The organism is Flavobacterium sp. AC105 (assembly GCF_979258495.1).
The window spans coordinates 522,104-546,442 of record NZ_OZ409860.1 but is presented as its reverse complement, the minus strand read 5'-3'; the positions used below and the strand labels follow the sequence as shown (position 1 = coordinate 546,442).

Here is a 24,339-nt window from a genome sequence, read left to right as displayed (position 1 = left end):
TCACGTTGATCATTTCAAAATCAAAAAAAGAGCAAAAGATTAAAGCTCTAAATCCTAATAAATGGATAAAATATTTCGATTAAAGCAAATATAATCGTTATTTTGTGCAATCAAATTCAAAACTGTTATGTTGAAAAACAACGTCAAATATATTTCATTTTTACTGGTATTTTTAATGATGAGCTGCGCTAAAAGAGGCAGCATTACCGGCGGGTTAAAAGATACGCTAGCTCCGGTTTTGAGATCGAGTTCTCCTAAAAATTTCAGCACAGATTTTAAAGGTGATCAAATTGTTTTGACATTTGATGAATATGTAAAGCTAAAAAACCTCAACAAACAGCTGATTATTTCGCCGCCAATGAAAATTCAGCCTGTAATCACGCCAACAAACGCAACTAAAATCCTTACTATAAAAATCAAAGATACTTTACAGCCTAATACAACTTACAGTTTTAATTTTGGCCAGAGTATCGCGGATAATAATGAAGGAAATGCGATGAATCAATTTAAATATATTTTCTCGACAGGACCTTATATTGATTCGCTTTCTATAGGCGGAGTTGTCAGGGATGCTTACGAGAAAAATGTTGACAATTTTGTATCGGTAATGCTTTATGAAGTAAATGACAAATTTAAGGATTCTGTTATTTATAAGGAATATCCAAGATATATTACGAACACTTTAGACAGTTTAAGAACTTTTAAACTAGAGAATTTAAAAGCAGGAAAATATCTTTTGGTAGCCATGAAAGACAAAGGATCCAATAATAAATTCAACCCAAAAGAAGATAAAATTGGTTTTCTAAAACATTATATTACGGTTCCAAATGATACTTTATTTGAGTTGGAATTGTTTAAAGAAGCGCTTCCGCTAAAAGCATTGAAACCTATTCAGGCTTCCGGAAACAGAGTGTATCTTCCGTATGAAGGAAAACAGAATTTTAAGCTTTCGAGACCTAAAATTGTCCTTAAACATAATAATGAAGTTCTGGAAACCATTGTAACATCGTTTCCTAAAAAAGATTCACTGCAAGTTTGGTTTAAACCCATAAAAGCAGATTCATTGTCGATGGAAGTCAGCAAGGAAAATTATGATAAAAAGTTTTCTTTTAAGATTAAAGATCAAAAGAAAGACACTTTAAATATAACGGCTTTACAGAGCGGAACTTTAAATTTCAGGGATCGTTTTACATTAGAAACTGCAACGCCTTTAGTAAAATTTGACAAATCAAAAATTAAATTGATCAATAAAGATTCTGTTGCTGTAGATTTTACTACAGAATATGATGAATTCAATCAAAAGATGTATGTTGATTTCAAAAAAGAGCCTTTGCAAAAATATCATTTTCAATTTTTACCGGGCGCTTTAACTGATTTTTATGAGCAGACAAATGATACTTTAGCCTATAAATTAACGACTAAGGAATTAGAAGATTATGGAAATTTAGTCTTGAATTTAAAAAACGTAAAACGCTTTCCGATAATCGTTGAAATAACCAATAAAAAAGGAGATGTCGTTCTTGCCGATGCATATTCTGAGGGCAATACAAAACTTACCTTCGATTTGTTGCTGCCTGAATTATTTACTTTAAGAGTCATATACGACGACAATAAAAATAAGATATATGACTCCGGAAATTTCCTGAGCAAAACCTATTCTGAAGAAGTATTTTACTACCAGAAAGAAATAGATGTGCGATCGAATTGGGATGTTGATGAAACTATAGATTTAAGCATTCCTTTTAATCCCGAGGTGGAGAAAAAAGAAGCTGACAAAAAGAAAAAACAAGACGTGAAAAAGAATAAAGCCTTCTAGATTTTAATTTCAAAAAGATCTTTATCACTCAGGAAATCGAGTTTTTTTCGTGTTTCTAACATGGCGTTTTTATCTAATTCGACTATAAAAACAGCTTCGGTTTCTTGCGGTTCCAGAATAAAATTCCCTAAATAATCAACCACTTGCGAATGTCCAATATGTTCATAATTGTTCGCATCCAAACCTATTCGGTTTACTCCAACAACGTAACTCAGATTTTCTACAGCCCTTGCTTTTAGCAGAATACTCCAAGCATTTGTTCTGACTTTTGGCCAATTGGCAACATAAATAAGTACGTCATAATTTTCGACATTTCTGGCAAAAACCGGAAATCTTAAATCGTAACAAACCTGGAGACAAATCTTCCAACCCAAATAATCAACAATTACTTTTTGGGTTCCGCTTGTATAAAATTTATCTTCGCCGGCTAACGAAAACAAATGGCGTTTGTCATAATACTGAATTTCTCCTGACGGAAAAACAAATAACATTCTGTTATAATATTTTTCATCTTCAATAATAATCACACTTCCCGTAAGGGCAGCATTTTTGAGTTTTGCCATAGATAGCATCCACAAAATTGTTTCACCTTGCATCGTTTCAGCAACTTCTGAAGCATTCATGGTAAATCCGGTCGAAAACATTTCCGGAAGAACGATCAAATTTACCTCAGAATCGATTTGATTTATCTTCGATTCAAAGCTTTTTCTGTTTTTGGAAGCGTCTTCCCAATAAAGATCTGATTGTATAAGTGCGATTTTCATAATTCAAAAATACGAATTTTCAGCCAAATTTAATTTTGCAATAAAAAAACACATTCTGCAAAATTTTCTCAAAACAGCCCGAGAAATCACACATCTTTTGGTTATTAAAAATATTTGGATAAAAAATATTGCAAAAAATATGCATTTTATGCAAAAAATATGCAAGTGTTTCGAATTAATATATATATTTGGTCATCTATAAAAAAACCAAAAAACAACTAACCAAAAAAATTATGAAGACAAAGCTAATTTCATTAGTGTTTATCGGAGGAATCATCTTCTCCGCAAACGCCAAAGAGATTGCAATAAAAAAGCATCTTTTTGAACAAGCAAGCAATCAGGTCGAAATTTCAGGTCAGATATTAGGTCAGGATGACGGAATGCCAATTGCCGGAGCTACAATTTATGCAGAAAGCAATACTAAAATTGCAACAATATCTGATGAAAACGGAAAATTTAAATTAAATGTTCCCGAAAATGAAGCCCACATTATTGTAACGTACATGGGTTACGAAACGTTATCTTTTGCTTTAATTAAAACTACAAGTTTAGTTATTAGATTAAAACCTGCGGAAAATGTTTTGGAGCAGGTTGTAGTAACGGCACTTGGGGTTAAAAAAAGCACTAAATCTATTGCATACGCTGTAACTGAACTTAAAGGAACAGAATTTACAAAAGCGAAAGAAACCAATATCGCAAATGCATTAGTTGGAAAAATTGCCGGTGTAAACGTGAGCAGTACAGCAACGGGACCAAACGGTTCGAGCAGGGTCGTAATTCGTGGAAATGGTTCGTTAAACGGAAACAACCAGCCTATGTATGTGGTAAATGATTTGCCTATTGATAATACGCAATTAAATTTACCGGGAATTGGAAATGGAGTTGGATCAACGAGAATTAATGTGGACCGAGGCGACGGAACTTCTGTTATAAATCCTGACGATATTAAAACCATTACGGTTCTTAAAGGAGGAACGGCTGCCGCGCTTTATGGTGCAAATGCTGCAAATGGAGTGATTTTGATTCAGACAAAAAGAGGTGCTGCGCAACAAGGAATTGGTGTTGAATACAATACTTCATTTACTTTTGAAACCCCTTCGATTATTCCGGATTGGCAATATGAATATGGTTCAGGAGCAAACGGAAAAAAACCAACGACACAAGCTGAAGCTATTGCTGACGGACGCTGGTCTTGGGGAGCAAAAATGGACGGAACGAATGTGGTTCAGTTTGATGGTGTTGCAAGACCTTATGTAGCGCAAAAGGACAATATTAAAAATTTCTACCAAACGGGAACTACTTTTATCAATTCGATTGCTTTGTCTGGCGGAACTGAAAAAGCAACCGGACGTCTTTCGTTTTCAAACCTGGAGAATGAAAGTATTTTGCCTAACTCTGGTTTTAATCGCAAAACGTTGAATATTGCCGGAAATGTGAATGTAACAGACTGGTTAAAGTTTGATGTTGTAACGCAATATAATTTAGAAAAAGCAGATAACAGACCTACCGTTTCTGATGCTGAAGCAAATGCCAACTGGGGAACTTACATGATTGCGAATACTGTTGACATCAGAAATCTTGCCCCGGGTTATGATGCAAATGGTGTTGAGGAAGCATGGAACCCGGTTGCCGTTGCTACAAACCCTTATTTTGTGGTCAATAAAATTAAAAACCACGATACAAAAAATCGCTTTATCGGAATGGTAAACGTGAAATTGAATTTTACGCATGATTTATTCCTTCAGGGTAGAATTGGTCAGGATTATACCGATTATGATTTCTTTGGATACATCCCAAAAACAACTTTGAACAATCCGGTTGGATATGCGCAAGGTTCAAGAATGAAATTATCAAACCTAAACTCAGAAGCTATTCTTAATTATACGAAGAAAAACATTTACGGAAATTTCTCTTTAAATGCTTTGGTTGGGGTTAACTCAAGAACAACGTTAAGAGATGAAACTAAAGTTGAAGGATCAAATTTTGTTTTGGATGATTTCTATGCTTTGAGCAATTTATCGACTTTGACATATAGTTATCCTTACGGAAAAACAAAAACAAATTCGGTTTACAGTGCTGTTGATTTAGATTATAAAAATATTGTTTTCTTAAACTTTACAGGCCGTCAGGATTGGTTTTCGACTTTATCCGCAGAAAATAACACTGTGTTTTATCCCTCTGTAGGAACAAGTTTAATTGTTTCGGATATGATTACAATGCCCCAATTTATTTCATTTGCAAAACTTAGAACTTCCTGGGCACAAGTTGGTGGCGCAACTCCTGATCCTTACGCATTAAATCAATCTTATTCAATGATTCAGGGCGGACATAATGGTCAGCAATTACAAAGTCCAACAAGTACAAGAGTTCCTAATGCGACTTTAAGCCCGTTGACTTCTACCACTTTTGAAGTTGGAACAGATTTAGGATTTTTCAACAATCGATTGAATGTTGATTTTGCTTACTATAACCGTGAAACTACAAATGATATTGTCGAAACTACAATTTCTACTGCTTCGGGAGCAAATACAGCTTTATTGAATCTTGGAAAAATGAGAAATAAAGGTGTTGAGCTTTTACTTACAGGAAAAATCATCAACAATAAAAACTTTTCATGGGATGCAACTTTCAACGGATCTTATAATAAAAACACAGTTGAAGCACTTACAGATCAGTTAAACTCTATTACAATGGCAACTTCTGTAAACGGATATGTAACAATTACAAGTGATGTTGGCCGCCCGTACAGTATCATAAAAGGATATAAACCTCGTGTTGATGCAAACGGAAATACAGTTTATAATGTAAGCGGTGGTTCTGCAACAATTGCGCAAGGTCCGCTTGAAGAATTAGGTCAGGGAGTTCACCCTTGGGGAGCTGGAATCAGCAATGAATTTAAATATAAAAATGTATCGTTCAGCTTTTTGATTGACGGTAAATTTGGCGGAAGCTTATATTCCGGAACTAATTTATACGGAACCCGTATGGGATTGACAAAACTTACCCTTGACGGCCGCGAAACTGGTTTACCAATTAAAGGTGTTGACACAAACGGAAATCCTGTTGATATGGTTATTGCGCCGGAAAACCTTAGAACGTATTATGATGGTTTAAGAAACATCTCTTCGACATTTGTTTATGATGCAAGTTTCGTAAAACTAAGACAAGTAATTATTGGATATGAATTGCCTATTGAAAAAATAAAAGGATTATCAGTACTTCAGGGAGCTTCTGTTTCATTTGTAACCAGAAACTTATTCATTCTTTACAAGAAAACTCCAAACGTAGATCCTGAATCTGTATTTAGTGCAGGAAATGCTCAGGGTGTAGAACAATTTGGATTGCCAAAAACCAGAAGTTTCGGTTTAAGTTTAAACGTTAAATTCTAAAATTAAAAGACATGAAAAAGATAACCATTTTATATATATCAGGAATACTTTTAGCAGGTATGGCATCCTGTACAAAAGATTTTGAAGAAATCAATACAAACCCGAATGTTGTTGATAAGCCAAATCCGAATTTTATTTTTAGCAAAGCACAACTTGACGGATTAAACAATAATTATTTTGCAACTAATATCCTGGAGTGCGGCGGAATGTTACAGCATTATGCTACTTATAAAGAAGCTTCAGGAGCCGGAGATAAATATTTGAGTAATGAAGTTTATTATTCCGTTTATTTCAATCAGGCATATCCAACGGCTTTAAATGAAACCGAAATTGTAATTGATGCAGTAAAAAACACGCCCAACGATAGCAATAAACTAAATATTGCAAGAATCTGGAAAGCTTATTTGTACCACAGAATTACTGATTTGTATGGCGATATTCCGTACTCAGAAGCTGCAAAAGCAAACAGTTCCCAAATTTTTCTTCCAAAATATGATAGTCAGGAATTCATCTATAAAGATTTATTAAAAGAACTTGATGAAGCTGCAACAGCATTAGATCCTGCGAAACCAAGTTTTGGCAAAGCCGATTTTATTTACGACGGAGATGTTGCAAAATGGAAAAAATTCTCTTATTCCTTAATGCTTCGTTTGGGATTACGTCTAAGCAAAGTTGATCCTGCATTATCAAAAACCTGGGTTACAAAAGCAATTTCGGGCGGTGTAATCCTTGACGGAACTGACAATGCGATCATAAAATATACGGACGGACCAAATGATTTTAACCGAAATCCTTCTGGATTTGATTCAAGAAAACAGGATTTCACAGCAGGATCATTCGGTCAGAAGAATGTTGAAGGCGGAAAATTAGGTAAAACATTTATCGATTTATTAAAAGCTACCGGCGATCCAAGAATTAGTGTTTATGCAGGAGTTTGGCAGGGAACGGTTCAGAACACAAGTTTAGCGGTTCAAAAAGGTTTCCCTAACGGAACTAAAATTGCCCCAACCGCTGCAGAACAAGGAACTTATTCTGAGCCCAACCAAAGTACTGTTTTTAAATATGATGCGCCGCTTGTATTGATAAGCAATGCCGAAACAAATTTATATTTAGCCGAAGCTGCTGCAAGAGGCTGGTATACGAATGAAACAGATAAAGATTTATATGAAAAAGGTGTAAAAGCATCTTTCTTAAACATGGGAGTTTACGGTGCCGGTTATACAATAGCAGATGCAACGCCTTATTTAACGGCAAATCCGTTTAACGCTGCCGGATCTTTTGAATCAAAAATGAATCAGATTCACACTCAGGTTTACATTGCATTATTTGTAGACGAACAAGAAGTTTATGCCAACTGGAGAAGAACCGGATATCCTGTTTTAATTCCTGTAAATTTTCCGGGAAACGTTACAAATGGCACAATTCCAAGACGTTTCAAATATCCAACTTCAGAATATTCAGTGAATTCAACTAACTTAGCTGAAGCGATCAAACGCCAGGGCGAAGACACTTTCACAACAAAAATCTGGTGGGATAAATAATAGTACATGTTTTCTGTAATTAATTCAAGTTGCTGGTTTAAATAAATAAAAAGTATAATCCCTACGGGATATTTTATAGGTATGTCCTTCGTTGATTCTACCAACATTTAACTCCTAACGGAGTAATTAAAAATATCTCGGAGAGATTACATATTGGTAGAAATCAATTTATTTGTGCCATTTTTTGTCCCATAGAGACTACATTTATTAACCCGCAACTTGAATTAATTAATTTAAACACATAGAACAAGTTTTAAAGATTTTTAATTTTTAATTCTCAATTTTTAATTAAAAAAATAAATGAGCATATTAATTCTTACGGCATGCATTGCATTTTTAATCCTTCAAATCGCTTGGTTTAAAATCAATCCGTTTATTGCGTTTATCATAACAGCTTTATTAGCAGGTTTGTTTTTAGGCCTGCCAATAGCCACTTTGTCACAAACCGTGCAAAAAGGTTTGGGCGAAATGTTAGGATCTATTACGCTGATTATCGTTTTCGGAACCTGTATTGGTAAATTGACCGTTTCATCAGGAGCTGCAAATGTCATCGCCAAAACTGTTATGGGATGGACGGGCAAAAAATACGTTCGCCTTGGCTTAATGATTACTGGATTTATTGTTGGGATACCGCTGTTTTATAGTGTAGGATTTGTTTTGTTAGTTCCATTAATCTTCTCAGTAGCCCATCAATTTAAGCTTTCAAAAGTATATCTCGGTATTCCAATGCTGGCGTCGCTTTCAGTAGCACACGGTTTTTTGCCGCCACATCCGTCTCCAATGGCTTTGAGCAGTATTTTAAATGCGGATATCGGACTTGTTTTAGTGTACGGAATCATCATTGCTGTTCCGACTATTTTTATTGCAGGTTTGTTGTTTTCGAATTTATTAAAAAACATCAAAACCGAATCGGATCATGAAATTTTAAATGTTGAAGAAATCGTAAACGAAGGAAAACAGCCCAGTTTTTCTATTAGTTTATTTTCTGCTTTATTTCCGGTTTTCGGATTAACGCTGACATCCATATTACCAATGCTTTCTAAAAATGAAACTTTAATAAATATTTGTAAAACAGTTGGAGAACCAAGTATGATTATGCTGATTTCTCTATTAATTTGTACCTATACGTTAGGAATCAGAATGAACAGAAGCATCACATCAGTAATGGATGATTACGCTGTTGCGATAAAAGATGTCGCTTTGATCGTTTTAATTGTTGGCGGTGCCGGCGGATTAAAAGAAGTCATGATCGTAAGCGGTGTAAACGAAACCATAGTAGCCTCATTAACGCAAACAAATATTCATCCGTATTTACTGGCCTGGATAATGGCCGCGATTATCCGCGTTTGTGTAGGTTCTGCAACAGCAGCCGGATTAATGACTGCCAGCGTTTTGTTACCTTTGTTAAAAACCTCAGGACTAGATCCTAACTTATTGGTTTTATCCGTAGGAGCCGGAAGTTTAATGTGTTCGCATGTAAACGACCCAAGCTTTTGGATGTTCAAAGAATATTTTAATATCAGCCTGAAAGACACGTTCAAATCATGGACCGTCATGGAATCTCTAGTATCTGTTTTAGGAATCATTTTCGTTTTTATTTTAAACTCAATAATACATTAATATCATGAATTTATTACCACAAGAAAAATTTGAAACTCTTGGTTTGTCTCTTCCGCCGGCGCCTCAGCCGCTTGGTATATACAAACCCTATTTAGTTGATGGTAAATATTTATACCTTTCAGGTCATGGGCCTGTTAATGACGACAAATCTTTAATCATTGGCCGAATTGGCGATGACATGGATATCGAAGAAGGAAAATTAGCAGCAAGACAAGTCGGCTTAACAATGCTTTCTACAATTGTAACCAATTTTGGAAGCCTGAATAAAGTAAAACGTGTTATAAAAGTTCTTGGAATGGTGAATTGCAATGGCGATTTCCTTAGACATCCGTATGTTATAAACGGCTGCAGTGAATTATTCGCTGAAGTCTGGGGACAAGAAAACGGAATTGGCGTAAGAAGCGCCGTAGGAATGGGATCTCTACCAGATAATATTCCTGTTGAAGTTGAAGCTGTTTTTGAATTATATTAGATTAAAGAATTTAGCCCACAGATTTTACGGATTAAACAGGTTTGCACAGATATTTTTTAGCCGCGAATTTCACGAATTAGCACGAATTATTTTTCACACTACGAATTAGTGAAAATTCGTGAAATTCGTGGCAAACTAAACACAACGTATATAAATCATTCAATCTGTGAATCCCGATAGCTATCGGGAGTGGCAAAAAACAAAAAATATGAATACAACACCACAAACTAGAATTGCAACTTTCGGAGAATTATTACTTCGGATGAATGTTGCAGATGGAAATCGATTTACGCAGGCCAACGAAATAAAAATACATGTTGGTGGTGCCGAAGCAAATGTTTGTGTTTTACTTTCTCAACTCGGCATTCAAACCGATTATATTACCCGATTACCCGAAAATGATTTGGCACAATTGGCCTTAAACGAACTTCAGAAATACAAAGTCAATACTTCAAAATGTGTGTATGGCGGAGAACGTTTGGGATTGTATTTTGTCGAAGCCGGAAATCAAATCAGGCAATCGCAGGTTATTTATGACCGAAGCAATTCATCTTTTGCAACCATTCAGAAAGATCAGATTAATTGGGATTTGGCTTTAGCCGATGTTACGCATTTTCATTGGTCCGGAATAAGTCCCGGAGTTTCTAATGAAGCAGGATTGGTCTGTAAAGAAGGAATTGTTGCAGCGCATAAAAAAGGAATTTCGATTTCTTCTGATTTTAACTTTCGATCAAAATTATGGCAATACGGAAAACATCCTTCTGAAATTATGCCGGATTTACTTCAATACAGCACGATTACTGTTGCGGATCTTGATGCGATTGAAATTTATTTCGGAATAAAAACCGATCCAAAAGAATCCGATGAAAATCGTTTTCAGAAAACATTCGAATTATTAAAAGTAAAAATGCATTTTCTAAAAACATTAGCCATGAGTTTTAGAAAATCAGATGGCCCGGCGCATTTATACAAAGGATTATTGATTCATGAAAGCAATTTCTACCAAACTCAGGAACACAAAATACATGTTGTAACCGATCAAATTGGTTCCGGAGATGCTTTCAACGCAGGATTATTATACGGATTATCGAATAAATTATCCGGACAGGAATGCATCGAATGGGCAACTGCATGCGGCGTAATCAAACAAAGTATTCACGGGGATTTTGCCATAACCAATTTGAACGAAATAAGTCATTTCATAAAAAATGGCTCAAGTAATAGAATTAATAGATAAAATAAGAATATGTACAGCATTCTAAAAACGCAAGGTGTACTTCCGTTAGTAACCCAAATCAACATTGAAACAGCCCGAATCGTATTGCAATCAGCGGCTGATGCTGGCATAAAAATTATCGAGTTTGCTGCTCGCGCAAGTGATGCTAAAGAAGTTTTTAGCCAAATGATCGAATTTAAAAAAGCAAATAATTTAGATGTAAAAATAGCCGTTGGATCAATTTTAAGTGTTGATGACGCCCAAACGTTTCATCAATTGGGAGCAGATTGTATTGTTTGCCCGCACACTGATCTGGAAATAGGAAATTATTGTTTTAAAAATAATATTTACTGGATTCCGGGTGCAGCGACTTTAAACGAAGTCCTTTACGCCAACAAATTAGGTGCCGAAATTGTAAAGCTTTTTCCAGCTGATAAAATTGGCGGTCCAGGATATGTAAAAGCTATTAGAGCACCGTTTCCGAATTTGAAAATTATGCCAACAGGAGGTGTAACTCTTGAAGAAAGCAACCTTAAATCCTGGTTTAAATCTGGCGTAGTTTGTGTGGGAATTGGTTCTAATTTATTTTCGAAAGAAATGCTTTTGAGTTTAAATTACGAGCAATCGCTTCAGGCTTTTCAAAATTTAATTGAAGTTGTAGAAAAAACCAGAAACTAAAATTATGCAAGACAATTGGTGGAAAATTAATTCCGAAATCCGCGTTGACACTCCATTTTTGGCAGTTTACGAAGATCGTATTCAGTCCAATATCGAGCGTTTGATAGAATCTGTAAACGGCGAAACTCAAAAATTAAGGCCGCACATCAAGACGCATAAAATTGGTGAGATCCTGGATTTGTTTAAAACTTACAACATCCATAAAATAAAATGCGCCACAATTGCCGAAGCTGAACTTGGTGCAATGCATGAAATTCCAGATATACTTCTCGCCTATCAGCCCGTTGGAATAAAAAAAGAAAGATGGATTTCATTGATTCAAAAATATCCAAACACAAAATTTTCGACCATTGTTGACAATTTTGAATCGGCGAAAGCCTTAAACGAAATTGCACAAAAAAATAATGTAATTCTAAACGTTTATCTCGATCTGAATACGGGAATGAATAGAACCGGAATTTCAATTTCTGAAAATTGGAGTGCCTTGATCATTGCTATTATTCACCTGAAAAATCTTCATTTTGAAGGAATCCACATTTACGACGGACATTTAAAAGGCGATGAAGAACACAGAGTTAGTTCAGCTTCGAATCATTTTTTTAGTATAAATGAGAAGATTAAAGAAATCGAGCAAAATTTAGATTACCAGTTAAAAATTGTCGCAGGCGGTTCGAACACTTTCTCGTTTTATGCGTCTGAAAAAAATGTAGAATGCAGTCCGGGAACTTTTGTTTTCTGGGATTCTAATTATGAAATTCATTTACCGGAACAAAATTTTGAACCTGCGCTGGTTATTGTTGGAACCATAATTTCAAAACCAACAAACGATACATTTTGTATTGATATTGGATATAAAGCAGTAGCTTCTGAAAATCCAATCGATAAAAGATTAGTGATTTTAAATGATGAAAATCTAATTCCGATCGCACATTCAGAAGAACATTTAATTATAGAAAACCAAGGAAAGAACGAATATGCAATTGGCGACAAAATTTATGCCCTGCCTTATCATGTTTGCCCAACTTGCGCACTTTATGATTCAGTTCAGGTTGTAAATGCAGCACATGAAATTTGCGATGAATGGCAAGTTGCTGCCCGAAGCAGAAAAATTAATATCTAGCAGCAGAAAAAGGAGAATAAAGATAAAAAGAATAGAAAATAGAGCGAAGAAGAAAGAGAATAGATCTCATAATAACACTTGTAGAGAACCTCTGAACCTTTGTGCATTAAAAAAAATACTATGTTTATAATAGATGCCCATTTAGACCTGAGCATGAATGCAATGGAATGGAACCGAGATTTAAGAAATGACGTTCCTACTTTGCGCCAACTCGAAAAAGGAATGACGGATAAGCCGGATCGCGAACGCGCAACGGTTTCTTTTCCGGATTTACGACGCGGCAATATCGGAATTGTTGTTGCCACTCAAATTGCAAGATTTGTAAAACCGGACAGCATTATTCCGGGTTGGAATTCTCCTGAACAAGCCTGGGCGCAAACGCAAGGACAATTGGCGTGGTACAAAGCGATGGAAGAAGCCGGCGAAATAACTGCAATTACTGATAAAAATTCATTGCTCAAACAAATTGATTTATGGAACGACGGAACGCCAAACGATAAAAAACCTATTGGTTATATTTTGAGTTTAGAAGGTGCAGATTCCATTATTGATGTTTCGTATTTAGAAAAAGCATATAATTACGGATTACGCGCCATTGGTCCTGCACATTACGGTCCTGGACGTTACGCAAACGGAACGGACGCAACGGGAAAAATGAATCAAAACGGTCTGGATTTATTGAAAGAAATGGAACGTTTGAATATCATTCTGGATGCAACTCATTTATGCGATGATGCTTTTTGGCAGGCTTTAGATCATTATAACGGACCTGTTTGGGCAAGTCATAACAATTGCAGAAGTCTGGTTGATCATAATCGTCAATATAGCGACGAAATGATTCAGGCTTTAATTTCGAGAGGTGCCGTTATTGGCGGAGCTTTAGATGCGTGGATGTTGGTTCCGGATTGGGAAAGAGGCGTTTCGACTCCAAAAGGTACCAATTGCAATTTAGAAACTGTTTTCAAACACATGGACCATATTTGTCAATTGGCCGGAAACGCGAATCATATTGGTATTGGTTCTGATCTTGACGGCGCTTTTGGTACAGAACAATCTCCGTATGATTTAGATACGATTGCTGATTTGCAAAAATTGGTTTTGATTTTCAAAAAAAATGGTTATTCTGATGAAGATTTGAATAAAATCTTCCATCAAAACTGGATTAATTTTTTAATGAAGAATTGGGATTAGATAATATTCGGCAAGGAATATCAAAATTGTTTTTTCGCCACGAATTTCTCTAATTTTCTCTAATTTTTATTTTGAGATTACTTAGAAATTAGCCACAGATTTATACAGATTTTTTGATCTGTACAATCAAAATAATTCGAGAAATTCGTGGCAAACTTTTTAAAGAAAAACTAAACGGGGAACTGCCTTCTTATACGATTGTAATTTTTCGTCGTTTGGATCAACTTCCGTGACAACGTAATCAACCTCCGATAAGTTGGCAATTTTCATTTTCAGAACCGTGTCGAGTTTTTCAGAAATAGTCAGAATCGCTGTTTTTTCAGAAGCCTGAATCATTGCTTTTTTTACCTGAACGGTTTCCCAGTCAGAATCTGAGAATCCGCCTTCGATATCTAAAGCGTTGGTTCCTAATATTAATAAATCAACTTTGATATTGGCCAATTGATTATAGACATCGCCGCTCACACACATTTGGCTGTAAGACGAAATGCTGCCGCCAATCATGATAATTTTAACGTTTGGTTTGTCCAGAAGTTCAACCGCCGATAAAACGGTCACAGTAAAAATAGTCAGATTTAAATCATCAGGAATCAAACGGATGAACTCACGAATTGTAGTTCCGCCGCCAATTAATAAAACCATTCCGTCATGAAGTAAACCCAGCGTTTTTTGCGCAATAATTTGTTTTGATTCGCCTGCATAAGTTTGATTATTAGTCGAAGAATGGTGATATGCTTTTGTCATCGCACCGCCTTTTACCTTAATCAATAAAGATTCTGATTCAAGTTCATTAATATCACGTCTCACCGTATCTTCTGAAACAAATAATTTGGCCGAAAGCGTTTCGAAACTTACACGGGTATGCAAATTAATCTCTTTTAAAATAAGATTTTTACGTTCTTCCTTAGTGTAATTTACCACTTCATTATCATTATTCATGCAAATTCATTTTTGTTGAAAGCAAATGTAAACAATAAATGCAATATTATTGCGAAACAAATTATAACACAATGTAATAAAAAAGTTAATTCAGCTATTTTAAAGACATTTAAACACAATCACGCATTGCAAAAAAAATGCAAATTACCCAATAAACTATAATTTTGTTTAACGAACCCAGAAAGTAACCATGCAAAAAAGTATATTTCTCTTTTTAATATTTTGTTATTCCTTTGGAAATGCACAAACTTCTTCTGGAAATAATTCGATTATTCCTGCTCCAAATTCATACAAGGCGACTGGCGACAGTATTCGTTTAAGCGGAAAAATAAAAGTTGTTTTTGAGAATAATAAATTTAGTGCTAAAGAATTTAAAACAGCACAAATTTTTGAATCGGCGATTAATAAAAATATATCTTCAAAAAAGAGTTCTGTCGAAGTTTTGTTTGTTGCTCAAAATCCGTCAATTTCGTCAAAAAAAGAGGCGTACAAAATCAATATTACAGCTAAAAAAATCACCGTTACCGGAAGTGAAGAAGGATTATTTTATGCTGTTCAGAGTTTATTACAGCTTTTGCCGAACAAATTTGAAAATCAAGAAATAAAATTGCCTTGCGTAACCATCGAAGATGCTCCCAGATACAGCTACCGCGGGCTTCACCTCGATGTTTGCCGCCATTTTTTCCCTATTGATGTTATAAAAGATTTTATCGCACAAATGTCCAACTATAAATTAAACAACTTTCATTGGCATTTAACAGACGATCAGGGATGGAGAATTGAGATAAAAAAGTATCCGAAGTTGACCGAAGTTGGTTCTAAAAGAGCGCAGACTTTAGTGGGGAATAAATTTGAAAGATCACCCTATTTTTTTGACGGAAATCCGTACGGAGGATTTTATTCGCAGGAAGAAATCAAGGACGTCGTAAAATTTGCAGAAGAACATTATGTAAACATTATTCCGGAAATCGAAATGCCCGGTCATGCAACTGCGGCAGTTACCGCTTATCCTTATTTATCCTGTTTTCCGGATCGTCCTTATAAGGTTGTTGAAAGTTGGGGCGTTTTTGAAGATATTTTCTGTGCCGGAAAAGAAGAAACTTTTACTTTTCTAGAAGATGTTCTGACGGAAGTTATGGCTTTGTTTCCGAGCAAATATATTCATATTGGCGGAGATGAATGCCCAAAAACAAGATGGAAAGAATGTCCGAATTGCCAAAAAAGAATCAAAGATTTAGGCCTGAAAAACGAACATGAATTACAAAGTTACCTGACAACCCGAATTGAGAAATTCCTGAATGCAAACGGAAGACAAATTTTAGGTTGGGATGAAATGCTAGAAGGCGGACTCGCTCCAAATGCAGCCGTAATGTCATGGCGAGGTGAAGCGGGCGGAATTAGCGCCGCCAGACAAAAACACAATGTAATCATGAATCCGGAACAAGTGCTTTATTTGGATTACAATCAGGGATATTCGCCGCAAGAACCTTTAACGATTGGGAGATTAACCACGGTGGAAAAAATCTACAATTACAACCCAACTCCGGTTGACAGTTTAACGGTTGAGGAACAAAAATATATTATGGGCGTGCAATCGAATCTTTGGTCAGAATATCTAACAAGTCCGGCGAAATTGAATTATATGCTTTATCCGAGACTTTTTGCTTTAGCCGAAATTGCCTGGACAGAACCTCAAAACAAAAACTACAATCATTTTATTTTGAACCAAATTCCACATCATTTAGAGAAATTGGAAGCACAAAAAAGATTGTACAAAGTTCCAATTCCTTTCGGCTCGACCGAAACCGCTTTAATTGCATCAAAATATGTTTTGGATTTAAAGCCAACCATCAAAAACGGGAAGATTTTCTACACGATTGACAGTTATAATCCGGATGAAACTGCCGAACTTTACGAAAAGCCTGTTACTATAAATATTCCGAAAGGAGAATACAGAATTATCAAAACAGTTCAGATTAGCGAAAGCGGACGAAGAAGTTCTATCAGTAAAATAGTAGTTAGAAATCCGGATTTAAAATCGGCTTTAGCCATAAAACCAACTAAAAAAGGTTTGAAATTTAATTATTATACCGGAATATTATTTCAACAAGTTCAGGATTTAGAATTTGTAAAACCTGTAAATTCAGGTATTTTTGAAGGCGCGATAAGCAGTGAAAAATGGAAAACCAAAACAGAGCGTTATATCGGCTTAAAATTTGACGGATATATCTATATTTCGGAAACGGCAAATTATACCATTTCGACGCTTTCAGATGACGGATCGAAGCTTTTTATCGATGATGAATTAATTGTAAATAATGATGGCGTTCATTGGCTCAATGAAGCTTACGGAGCTGTAAAACTCGAAAAAGGTTTTCATAAAATCAACATCAGTTATTTTGACCAGATTGGCGGAACTACTTTAAGTTGTTTTATCCAGCAGGAAGGAAAAGAAAAACAAGAAATAAGTGCTTCGCAATTGTATTACAAATAGGACATAAAAAAGGTTCCGACAAAACTCTTTACTAGTCGATAAAGCAGTTCATTATAAGAGTCGTTCATAAATTAGGATGAATAAGGAGAAGTATTTAACACCTTAGCTAAATTACAACAAGACCAATGTGAAAAAGTCCGCGTTTTTTTATTAAAAAATTGGATTATTATTAGTTCCTGAAAGTACTGAAATTAGGCATTAAAATATATTTTAAAGAGTTTTATTAGATGTAAATTTACGCTGTCATTAAATTTAAAATAAAAATAGTACCCAATAATATACTAAAAACAATTAATATTTTAATTAGTGTTTTAAAAAAAAAGCTATTGACTTTATGAAAAAAATAATATAACTTCGTCGAGTTCTTAATCAGATGTACACTAAATCGCTTATATGCATCTAATTATGGATTCTATAATTTATTATTTAAAGTTAATCATTACTTAATTATTGTTTGATTTATTAAATTTTATGTAATTTTAATTATGTAGTAAATTATAAGTACTTTTGCACGCTTTTTGAAATTAATATCAAGAAGTGTTTTAAAATTTTAGGTTTAAAATAACCAATTTAATTTAAATGTTATGGAAGAAACTAAGGTGAAATATAAAACTGATTATCTGTTTTCTAAATGTAATTTTATGAGAGGCATCGGTTCTGTGTTAAATTTACCTGGTAATTATTATGAGTTTAACACCTCAAAAACAGAACAAGAAGCGGACAATAGAGCTTTAACATCAGATTGGCAAAATGTCGGTGACGATATTAGAACAGCTAAGAAAAAATTTGAAAAGCAGAACTATAGCAAGCTTTGTCTGAAATAAATTAACAATGTCAAAAAAAACAGATAAAAAAAGAAAAGGGGAATTAGCGACAAAACACTATTCTCCTTTGGAAAATAAGTCAGATAATGAAGAGTTACTTAGCTCAGAAATTGTAGAGATTAAAGAAGAATTAGTTTCTCTTAATCCAAATATTTTTGACGGGGTAGATGAAAAAAAAGAAGGTGAATTATTACGTACATTTAGTCAAATGACTTTAAGTATAGAACGCCATCACTCGGGGCCACTTCCACCTGCTGAAACTCTAATTCAATATGATTCTGTTATTCCAAACGGAGCAGATAGAATTATGATTATGGCAGAAAAACAACAAGACCATAGAATGAAATTAGAAAATAAGGCTATTTCTTCGCAATTGAATCAAAGTTTGAGTGGACAAATATTTGGATTTATATTATGCATTATGGCTCTTTCTGCGAGCACATATTTAGGTATTACAGGTCATCATTGGCCGGCTGGAATTATTGGAAGTAGCACAATACTTGGTTTAGCTACCATTTTTGTACTCGGCAAAAGAAGCAATTCAAAATCTAATCATGACAAAAATCGTCAGGATGAAGATGAATAAAAATAAAAAAAATCTCAACAAGTAGCAGTTGTGGCCGGAAGAAATTCCGGCCACTTATGTTTTAGACTTTTGAAGAATTGCCTCAACGAAGCGTACGGAGTTACAAAACTTGAAAAAGGGTTTTCATAAATTCAATATCAGTTATTTTGACCAAATTGGCGGAACTACTTTAAGTTGTTTATCCAGCAGGAAGGAAAGGAAAAACAAGAAATAAGTGCTTCGCAATTGTATTACGAATAAAAGCATAAAAAAGGATCAGCTAAAACTGATCCTTTTTTTATTTAAAAACTAAAAATGTTTTTTAGATTATCCTTTTAAGCTTGCTGATAAATACTCACGGTTCATACGTGCGATATTTTCAAGAGAAATTCCTTTAGGACATTCTACTTCACAAGCTCCAGTGTTAGTACAGTTACCAAAACCTTCGTGATCCATTTGGTGCACCATGTTTAAAACACGATCAACCGCTTCGATTTTACCTTGTGGTAATAAAGCATATTGAGAAACTTTTGCAGCAACGAATAACATTGCCGATGAGTTTTTACAAGTTGCAACACACGCTCCACAACCAATACAAGCAGCAGCATCAAATGACTTATCTGCATCATGTTTGTTTATCGGGATTGTATTGGCATCAATAGTATTTCCCGAAGTGTTTACCGAGATAAATCCACCAGCATGTTGAATTCTGTCAAAAGAACTTCTGTCAACCACTAAATCTTTAATTACAGGGAATGCTTTTGCTCTAAATGGCTCGATAAAAATCGTATCACCATCTTTAAACATACGCATGTGTAATTGACAAGTTGTTACTCCTCTGTCTGGTCCGTGCGCTTCTCCGTTGATGAATAATGAACACATTCCGCAAATTCCTTCACGACAATCGTGATCAAATGCTACTGGCTCTTCACCTTTGTTGATTAATTGTTCGTTAAGAACATCAAGCATTTCAAGGAAAGACATATCTGGTTCGATTCCGTCGATTGGGTAATCAACAATTCCCCCTTTATCTTGGGCGTTTTTCTGACGCCATATTTTTAATGTAAGTTTCATACTGTTTTAGTTTGAAAGTCATAAAGTCGAAAGTCGAAAGTCGTTTGACACATTTTGCCTTTGGACTTTAAGACTTTGGGCTTTCGACCAAATTCTTATTTGTAGCTTCTTTGAACTAATTTAATGTTTTCGTAAACCAGAGGTTCTTTGTGTAATACGGCATCACTTGGTTTTCCTTTGTATTCCCAGGCTGCAACATATGCAAAGTTTTCGTCATCACGAAGTGCTTCTCCTTCTTCTGTTTGGTATTCTTCACGGAAGTGACCTCCACAAGATTCATTACGGTGCAATGCATCTTTGGCGAACAATTCTCCTAACTCTAAGAAATCGGCAACACGTGTCGCTTTCTCTAATTCCTGATTAAATTCGTTTGCGCTTCCAGGAACTTTTACATCTTTATAAAACTCTTCACGTAAAGCGGCAATTTCTTCAATAGCTTCGGCTAAACCTTTAGCATTACGAGCCATACCCACTTTATCCCACATGATTTTTCCTAATTTCTTATGGAAATAATCTACAGAATGAGTTCCTTTATTATTGATAAATCTGTCGATTTGATCTTTTACTTCTTTTTCTGCTGCGACGAATTCTGGTAAATCTGTAGAAATTTCTCCCATTTTAATATCCGGAGCTAAATAATCTCCAATAGTATAAGGTAATACGAAATATCCATCGGCTAAACCTTGCATCAAAGCAGAAGCTCCAAGTCTGTTTGCTCCGTGATCAGAGAAGTTAGATTCTCCAATTGAGAAACATCCCGGAATTGTAGTCATTAAATTATAATCAACCCAGGTTCCACCCATTGTATAGTGAACTGCAGGGTAAATCATCATTGGTGTTGTATAAGGATCCTCGTCAACGATTTTGTAATACATCTGGAATAAGTTTCCGTATTTACTTTTCACGATTTCAGCTCCTAATTTAGTTACCAAAGCAGCATTGTTAGCATCTAAACCTTTTACGAAAGCTTCTTCGGTTCCGTAACGTTTGATCGCTGCAGCAAAGTCTAAGTAAACAGCTTCACCCGTTTTGTTAACTCCAAAACCAGCATCACATCTTTCTTTTGCAGCACGAGATGCTACGTCACGAGGCACTAAGTTACCAAAAGCAGGATATCTTCTTTCCAAGAAATAATCTCTTTCTGCTTCAGATAAATCGGTTGCTTTTTTCTTTCCTTCACGAATTGCCTGAGCATCTTCTAATTTTGCAGGAACCCAAATACGACCGTCATTACGCAAAGATTCAGACATCAAAGTCAGTTTTGACTGATGATCTCCAGAAACCGGAATACAAGTTGGGTGAATTTGTGTGTAACAAGGATTCGCGAAAAACGCTCCTTTTTTATGAATTTTCCAAGCTGCTGTTGCGTTACTTCCCATAGCATTTGTTGACAAGAAAAATACGTTTCCGTATCCTCCGGAACCAACTACTACCGCGTGAGCAGAATGTCTTTCTATTTCTCCTGTAATTAAATTACGAGCGATAATACCTCTCGCTTTTCCGTTTACGATAACAATATCAAGCATTTCGTGACGGTTGTACATTTTTATTTTTCCACGACCAATCTGACGGTTCATTGCAGAATAAGCTCCTAACAATAATTGTTGTCCGGTTTGTCCTTGTGCGTAAAAAGTACGGGAAACCAAAGTTCCTCCAAAAGAACGGTTATCTAAAAGTCCACCATATTCACGAGCCAATGGAACTCCTTGAGCCACACACTGGTCAATAATATTAGCAGAAACTTCTGCTAAACGGTGAACGTTTGCTTCACGTGCACGGTAGTCACCCCCTTTTACAGTATCATAAAATAATCTGTAAACCGAGTCACCATCACCTTTATAATTTTTTGCTGCATTGATACCACCTTGTGCTGCAATAGAGTGCGCACGTCTTGGTGAATCCTGAAAGCAGAAAGCTTTTACGTTATATCCCTGCTCAGCCAAAGTAGCCGCAGCTGAACCTCCAGCCAAACCTGTACCAACAATGATAATATCTAAATTACGTTTGTTTGCAGGGTTTACTAAATTAATATGATCTTTATAATCTGTCCATTTGTCCGATATTGGGCCGTGTGGAATTTTTGAATCTAATGCCATTATAATTTATATTAATTATTGAAATGATGAAATAATGCGATAATTATGAAAGCGGCTGGTACTACAACTGCAAACCAGTAACCTACTTTACTTAAAAATCTTGAATATTTATTGTGCATCCCCATGGATTGAAGAGATGAACCGAATCCGTGCCAAAGGTGAAATCCTAATAAAACAAAAGACACACAGTATAATCCTGTACGAACCGGGCTGTGAAACTTTTCTACTAGTTCTCCGTAATATCGTGTTGCATCCGGCGCAGTTCCTGCAATATATTTATAGGTAACCTCTGGAAACCAAAAATCATAGAAATGCAATCCTAAGAAAGCCAAAATAACCAATCCTGAAATAATCATATTTCTGGAACTCCATGAAGCGTTGGCCGCTCCGTTGTATTTTGCATAAGCAATTGGTCTTGCAGCGGTATTTTGTGCAGTCAGTACAAATCCCATTACGAAATGGAAAATTACTCCGATTGCCAAAACAGGTTGCATTACATATTGAATTAGCGGATTGTAACCCATAAAGTGAGAAGCTTCGTTAAAAACATTTTCACTAAGAATAGAAATGAAATTTAAGGTAACATGCAGCGCTAAAAACGTGATTAAGAATATTCCCGAAAGAGCCATAGCCACTTTCTTTAAGATGGAAGCATTCAATAGTGCAGATTGTGCCATAAGTGTTTAAGTAGTTTGTTTTAAAAAATTAGACAAAAATAAAGCAATTAGACATGAACTACAACCATTTCGTTGTTATTTATAATGATTTTAAAGAGCTTTGGACAATATTATTGCAAATTATTTAAAAACAATAAAATAGAATTTTTTCAAGTGGCTTTTTAACGAAATCCTGGTTTTAATATAATTACCAAATTGTTATTTTTTACTGCTTTTTAATTTATTTTCCTCAAAAGTAAGCCTCAAATGGAATTTATTGCTTTAAAACGGCTCAATTTACGCAGCATAATTTTACCTTTATCGGCTTCAAAAAAAATCAGAATGAAAACAGGAATTGATGCTATTTCTTTTGATGTAGCCAACATACATTTACCCATTAAAACTTTGGCTGTTGCCAGAAATATTGAACCCGAAAAATTAGAAAAAGGCTTGGGATTAATCAAAATGACTTTACCTGACGTTCATCAGGATGCTATTGTTTTTGGCGCCAATGCTTTGACCAAACTTATCCGTGAGAACAATATAAACCTAAACGAAATTAACCGGATTTATGTTGGAACTGAAAGCGGAATCGACAGTTCGAAACCAATTAGTTCTTTCTTAATTAGTTTAATGGAACAAAAATTTGGCGAAGATTCTCTTGCCGAATGTGATGTTGTCGATTTTACTTTTGCCTGTATTGGCGGAGTTGATGCTTTGCAAAACTGCATTGATTTTGTAAAACTAAATCCGACCAAAAAAGCAATTGTTGTTACAACTGATTTTGCGAAATACGATTTAAACTCCACCGGAGAATATACACAGGGCGCCGGAGCACTAGCAATGCTGGTAACTTCGAACCCAAGAATCATTGCTTTTGATGAAAATTGGGCAACCAGCACAAAAGGTGTTTTCGACTTTTTCAAACCTTACAGAACTATCTCAAAAGAAGCGATTACCAAAAATGAAAATAACGATCCCTGGTTTGATAATTTAGAAGCTGAAATCGAAATTCACAAGGATCAACCGGTTTTTGACGGTCAATATTCGAATCAATGTTATATGGATAGAACCAGAAATGCCTATTTCTCATTCAAAAAACTAAAAAACACGACCGAAACTTTATACAATACCTGGAACAGCATTATTATGCATCTTCCCTACTCTTTTCAGGGACGCAGGATGTTATCTGAAATTTATGCTTTAGATCATGCTGATAAAATTATTGCAGATAATATAGAACCCGCAGATTATCAGAATAAAATTAAGGAAGTAGGAAAATCTGATGAATATAAAAAGTTTGTAACCGAGAAATTACAACCTGCAGAATTGGCTTCTTCTTTAATTGGAAATCTTTACACAGGTTCCATTTTTATGGGATTATTATCGACTTTGGCTCATTATTATGATACCAAACATGAAGTTGCCGGAACAAAATTCGGTTTCCTGGCTTACGGAAGCGGATCGAAATCGAAAGTTTTTGAAGGAACAATTCAACCGGAATGGCAATCGGCTTTAGCCAAAACCAAACTTTTCGAAAACTTAGAAGAAAGTGTAGAAATTGGCTTTGAAACTTATGAAAGTCTTCATAAAAAAGAACAAAAACAAAGCATCAGAACTCCTAAAAGCGAATGGGTATTAGACAGAATCGAAAACGAAATTCCTAATTTGATTGGGGCGAGATATTATAAATGGATGGATTAAGAAATTCCTCCAGATAGCTATCGGGAACAAATTCCAATAAATACAAAACCGAAGCAAATTGCTTCGGTTTTTTTTATTAAGCACAATCTTGTCATCCTGAGCGAAGTCGAAGGACACGCAAGTAGCTCGACAATGTAAATCTCTTTGTGTTAATTTCGTACGTGTCCTTCGACTTCGCTC

At 35.3% G+C, this 24,339-nt stretch carries 18 protein-coding genes; 13 read left to right on the top strand and 5 right to left on the bottom strand.

What is annotated here, in order from left to right:
* Positions 1-127: 127 nt before the first annotated feature.
* Complete coding sequence (locus ACZ0AH_RS02200; protein ID WP_463474264.1) at positions 128-1,816, top strand: Ig-like domain-containing domain; 1,689 nt, start codon at positions 128-130, stop codon at positions 1,814-1,816.
* On the opposite strand, the gene ACZ0AH_RS02195 is transcribed toward ACZ0AH_RS02200, so the two are convergent.
* A complete protein-coding gene (locus tag ACZ0AH_RS02195; protein ID WP_463474263.1) occupies positions 1,813-2,580 on the bottom strand; it encodes an amidohydrolase in 768 nt (255 codons plus the stop codon). The genes ACZ0AH_RS02200 and ACZ0AH_RS02195 overlap by 4 nt on opposite strands.
* A gap of 233 nt (positions 2,581-2,813) precedes the next feature.
* Between ACZ0AH_RS02195 and ACZ0AH_RS02190 the strand changes: the two genes are divergently transcribed.
* The 8 genes from ACZ0AH_RS02190 to ACZ0AH_RS02155 all read left to right on the top strand — a co-directional run bounded on the left by ACZ0AH_RS02190 (position 2,814) and on the right by ACZ0AH_RS02155 (position 13,807).
* A complete protein-coding gene (locus tag ACZ0AH_RS02190; RefSeq protein ID WP_463474262.1) occupies positions 2,814-5,969 on the top strand; it encodes a SusC/RagA family TonB-linked outer membrane protein in 3,156 nt (1,051 codons plus the stop codon).
* An 11-nt stretch (positions 5,970-5,980) separates the two neighbouring features.
* Positions 5,981-7,510: a SusD/RagB family nutrient-binding outer membrane lipoprotein gene (locus ACZ0AH_RS02185; protein ID WP_463474261.1), complete on the top strand. Its 1,530-nt coding sequence runs from the start codon at positions 5,981-5,983 to the stop codon at positions 7,508-7,510.
* Between the two features lie 300 nt (positions 7,511-7,810).
* Positions 7,811-9,130, top strand: coding sequence for a GntP family permease (locus tag ACZ0AH_RS02180; protein ID WP_463474260.1), 1,320 nt, complete (start codon positions 7,811-7,813; stop codon positions 9,128-9,130).
* 4 nt (positions 9,131-9,134) lie between these two features.
* Positions 9,135-9,602, top strand: a complete 468-nt coding sequence (locus ACZ0AH_RS02175; RefSeq protein ID WP_041518541.1) for a RidA family protein — start codon at positions 9,135-9,137, stop codon at positions 9,600-9,602.
* Positions 9,603-9,810: 208 nt separating this feature from the next.
* Positions 9,811-10,839, top strand: coding sequence for a PfkB family carbohydrate kinase (locus ACZ0AH_RS02170; protein ID WP_463474259.1), 1,029 nt, complete (start codon positions 9,811-9,813; stop codon positions 10,837-10,839).
* A gap of 9 nt (positions 10,840-10,848) precedes the next feature.
* Positions 10,849-11,496, top strand: a complete 648-nt coding sequence (locus ACZ0AH_RS02165; RefSeq protein ID WP_463474258.1) for a bifunctional 4-hydroxy-2-oxoglutarate aldolase/2-dehydro-3-deoxy-phosphogluconate aldolase — start codon at positions 10,849-10,851, stop codon at positions 11,494-11,496.
* Positions 11,497-11,500: 4 nt separating this feature from the next.
* Positions 11,501-12,616: a D-TA family PLP-dependent enzyme gene (locus ACZ0AH_RS02160; RefSeq protein WP_463474257.1), complete on the top strand. Its 1,116-nt coding sequence runs from the start codon at positions 11,501-11,503 to the stop codon at positions 12,614-12,616.
* 120 nt (positions 12,617-12,736) lie between these two features.
* Positions 12,737-13,807, top strand: a complete 1,071-nt coding sequence (locus tag ACZ0AH_RS02155) for a dipeptidase (protein ID WP_463474256.1) — start codon at positions 12,737-12,739, stop codon at positions 13,805-13,807.
* Positions 13,808-13,966: 159 nt separating this feature from the next.
* On the opposite strand, the gene ACZ0AH_RS02150 is transcribed toward ACZ0AH_RS02155, so the two are convergent.
* Positions 13,967-14,746: a DeoR/GlpR family DNA-binding transcription regulator gene (locus ACZ0AH_RS02150; protein WP_463474255.1), complete on the bottom strand. Its 780-nt coding sequence runs from the start codon at positions 14,744-14,746 to the stop codon at positions 13,967-13,969.
* A gap of 190 nt (positions 14,747-14,936) precedes the next feature.
* Here ACZ0AH_RS02150 and ACZ0AH_RS02145 point away from each other — a divergent pair, with 190 nt between their 5' ends.
* From ACZ0AH_RS02145 to ACZ0AH_RS02135, 3 genes are all read left to right on the top strand, one after another.
* Complete coding sequence (locus ACZ0AH_RS02145) at positions 14,937-17,240, top strand: family 20 glycosylhydrolase (RefSeq protein ID WP_463474254.1); 2,304 nt, start codon at positions 14,937-14,939, stop codon at positions 17,238-17,240.
* Positions 17,241-17,824: 584 nt separating this feature from the next.
* On the top strand, positions 17,825-18,064 hold the full coding sequence (locus ACZ0AH_RS02140; protein ID WP_463474253.1) for a hypothetical protein: 240 nt from the start codon (positions 17,825-17,827) through the stop codon (positions 18,062-18,064).
* Between the two features lie 7 nt (positions 18,065-18,071).
* A complete protein-coding gene (locus ACZ0AH_RS02135) occupies positions 18,072-18,650 on the top strand; it encodes a DUF2335 domain-containing protein (protein ID WP_463474252.1) in 579 nt (192 codons plus the stop codon).
* A gap of 306 nt (positions 18,651-18,956) precedes the next feature.
* On the opposite strand, the gene ACZ0AH_RS02130 is transcribed toward ACZ0AH_RS02135, so the two are convergent.
* The 3 genes from ACZ0AH_RS02130 to ACZ0AH_RS02120 form a co-directional block, all read right to left on the bottom strand.
* Positions 18,957-19,703 (bottom strand): succinate dehydrogenase/fumarate reductase iron-sulfur subunit, encoded by a 747-nt coding sequence (locus ACZ0AH_RS02130; protein ID WP_035617551.1) that lies wholly within the window; start codon positions 19,701-19,703, stop codon positions 18,957-18,959.
* A gap of 95 nt (positions 19,704-19,798) precedes the next feature.
* Complete coding sequence (locus ACZ0AH_RS02125; RefSeq protein WP_463474251.1) at positions 19,799-21,799, bottom strand: fumarate reductase/succinate dehydrogenase flavoprotein subunit; 2,001 nt, start codon at positions 21,797-21,799, stop codon at positions 19,799-19,801.
* An 11-nt stretch (positions 21,800-21,810) separates the two neighbouring features.
* The gene (locus ACZ0AH_RS02120) at positions 21,811-22,476 is read right to left on the bottom strand and encodes a succinate dehydrogenase cytochrome b subunit (protein WP_463474250.1); all 666 of its coding nucleotides are present in this window, start codon (positions 22,474-22,476) and stop codon (positions 21,811-21,813) included.
* A gap of 321 nt (positions 22,477-22,797) precedes the next feature.
* Between ACZ0AH_RS02120 and ACZ0AH_RS02115 the strand changes: the two genes are divergently transcribed.
* Positions 22,798-24,159: a hydroxymethylglutaryl-CoA synthase family protein gene (locus ACZ0AH_RS02115; protein ID WP_463474249.1), complete on the top strand. Its 1,362-nt coding sequence runs from the start codon at positions 22,798-22,800 to the stop codon at positions 24,157-24,159.
* Positions 24,160-24,339: the final 180 nt, after the last annotated feature.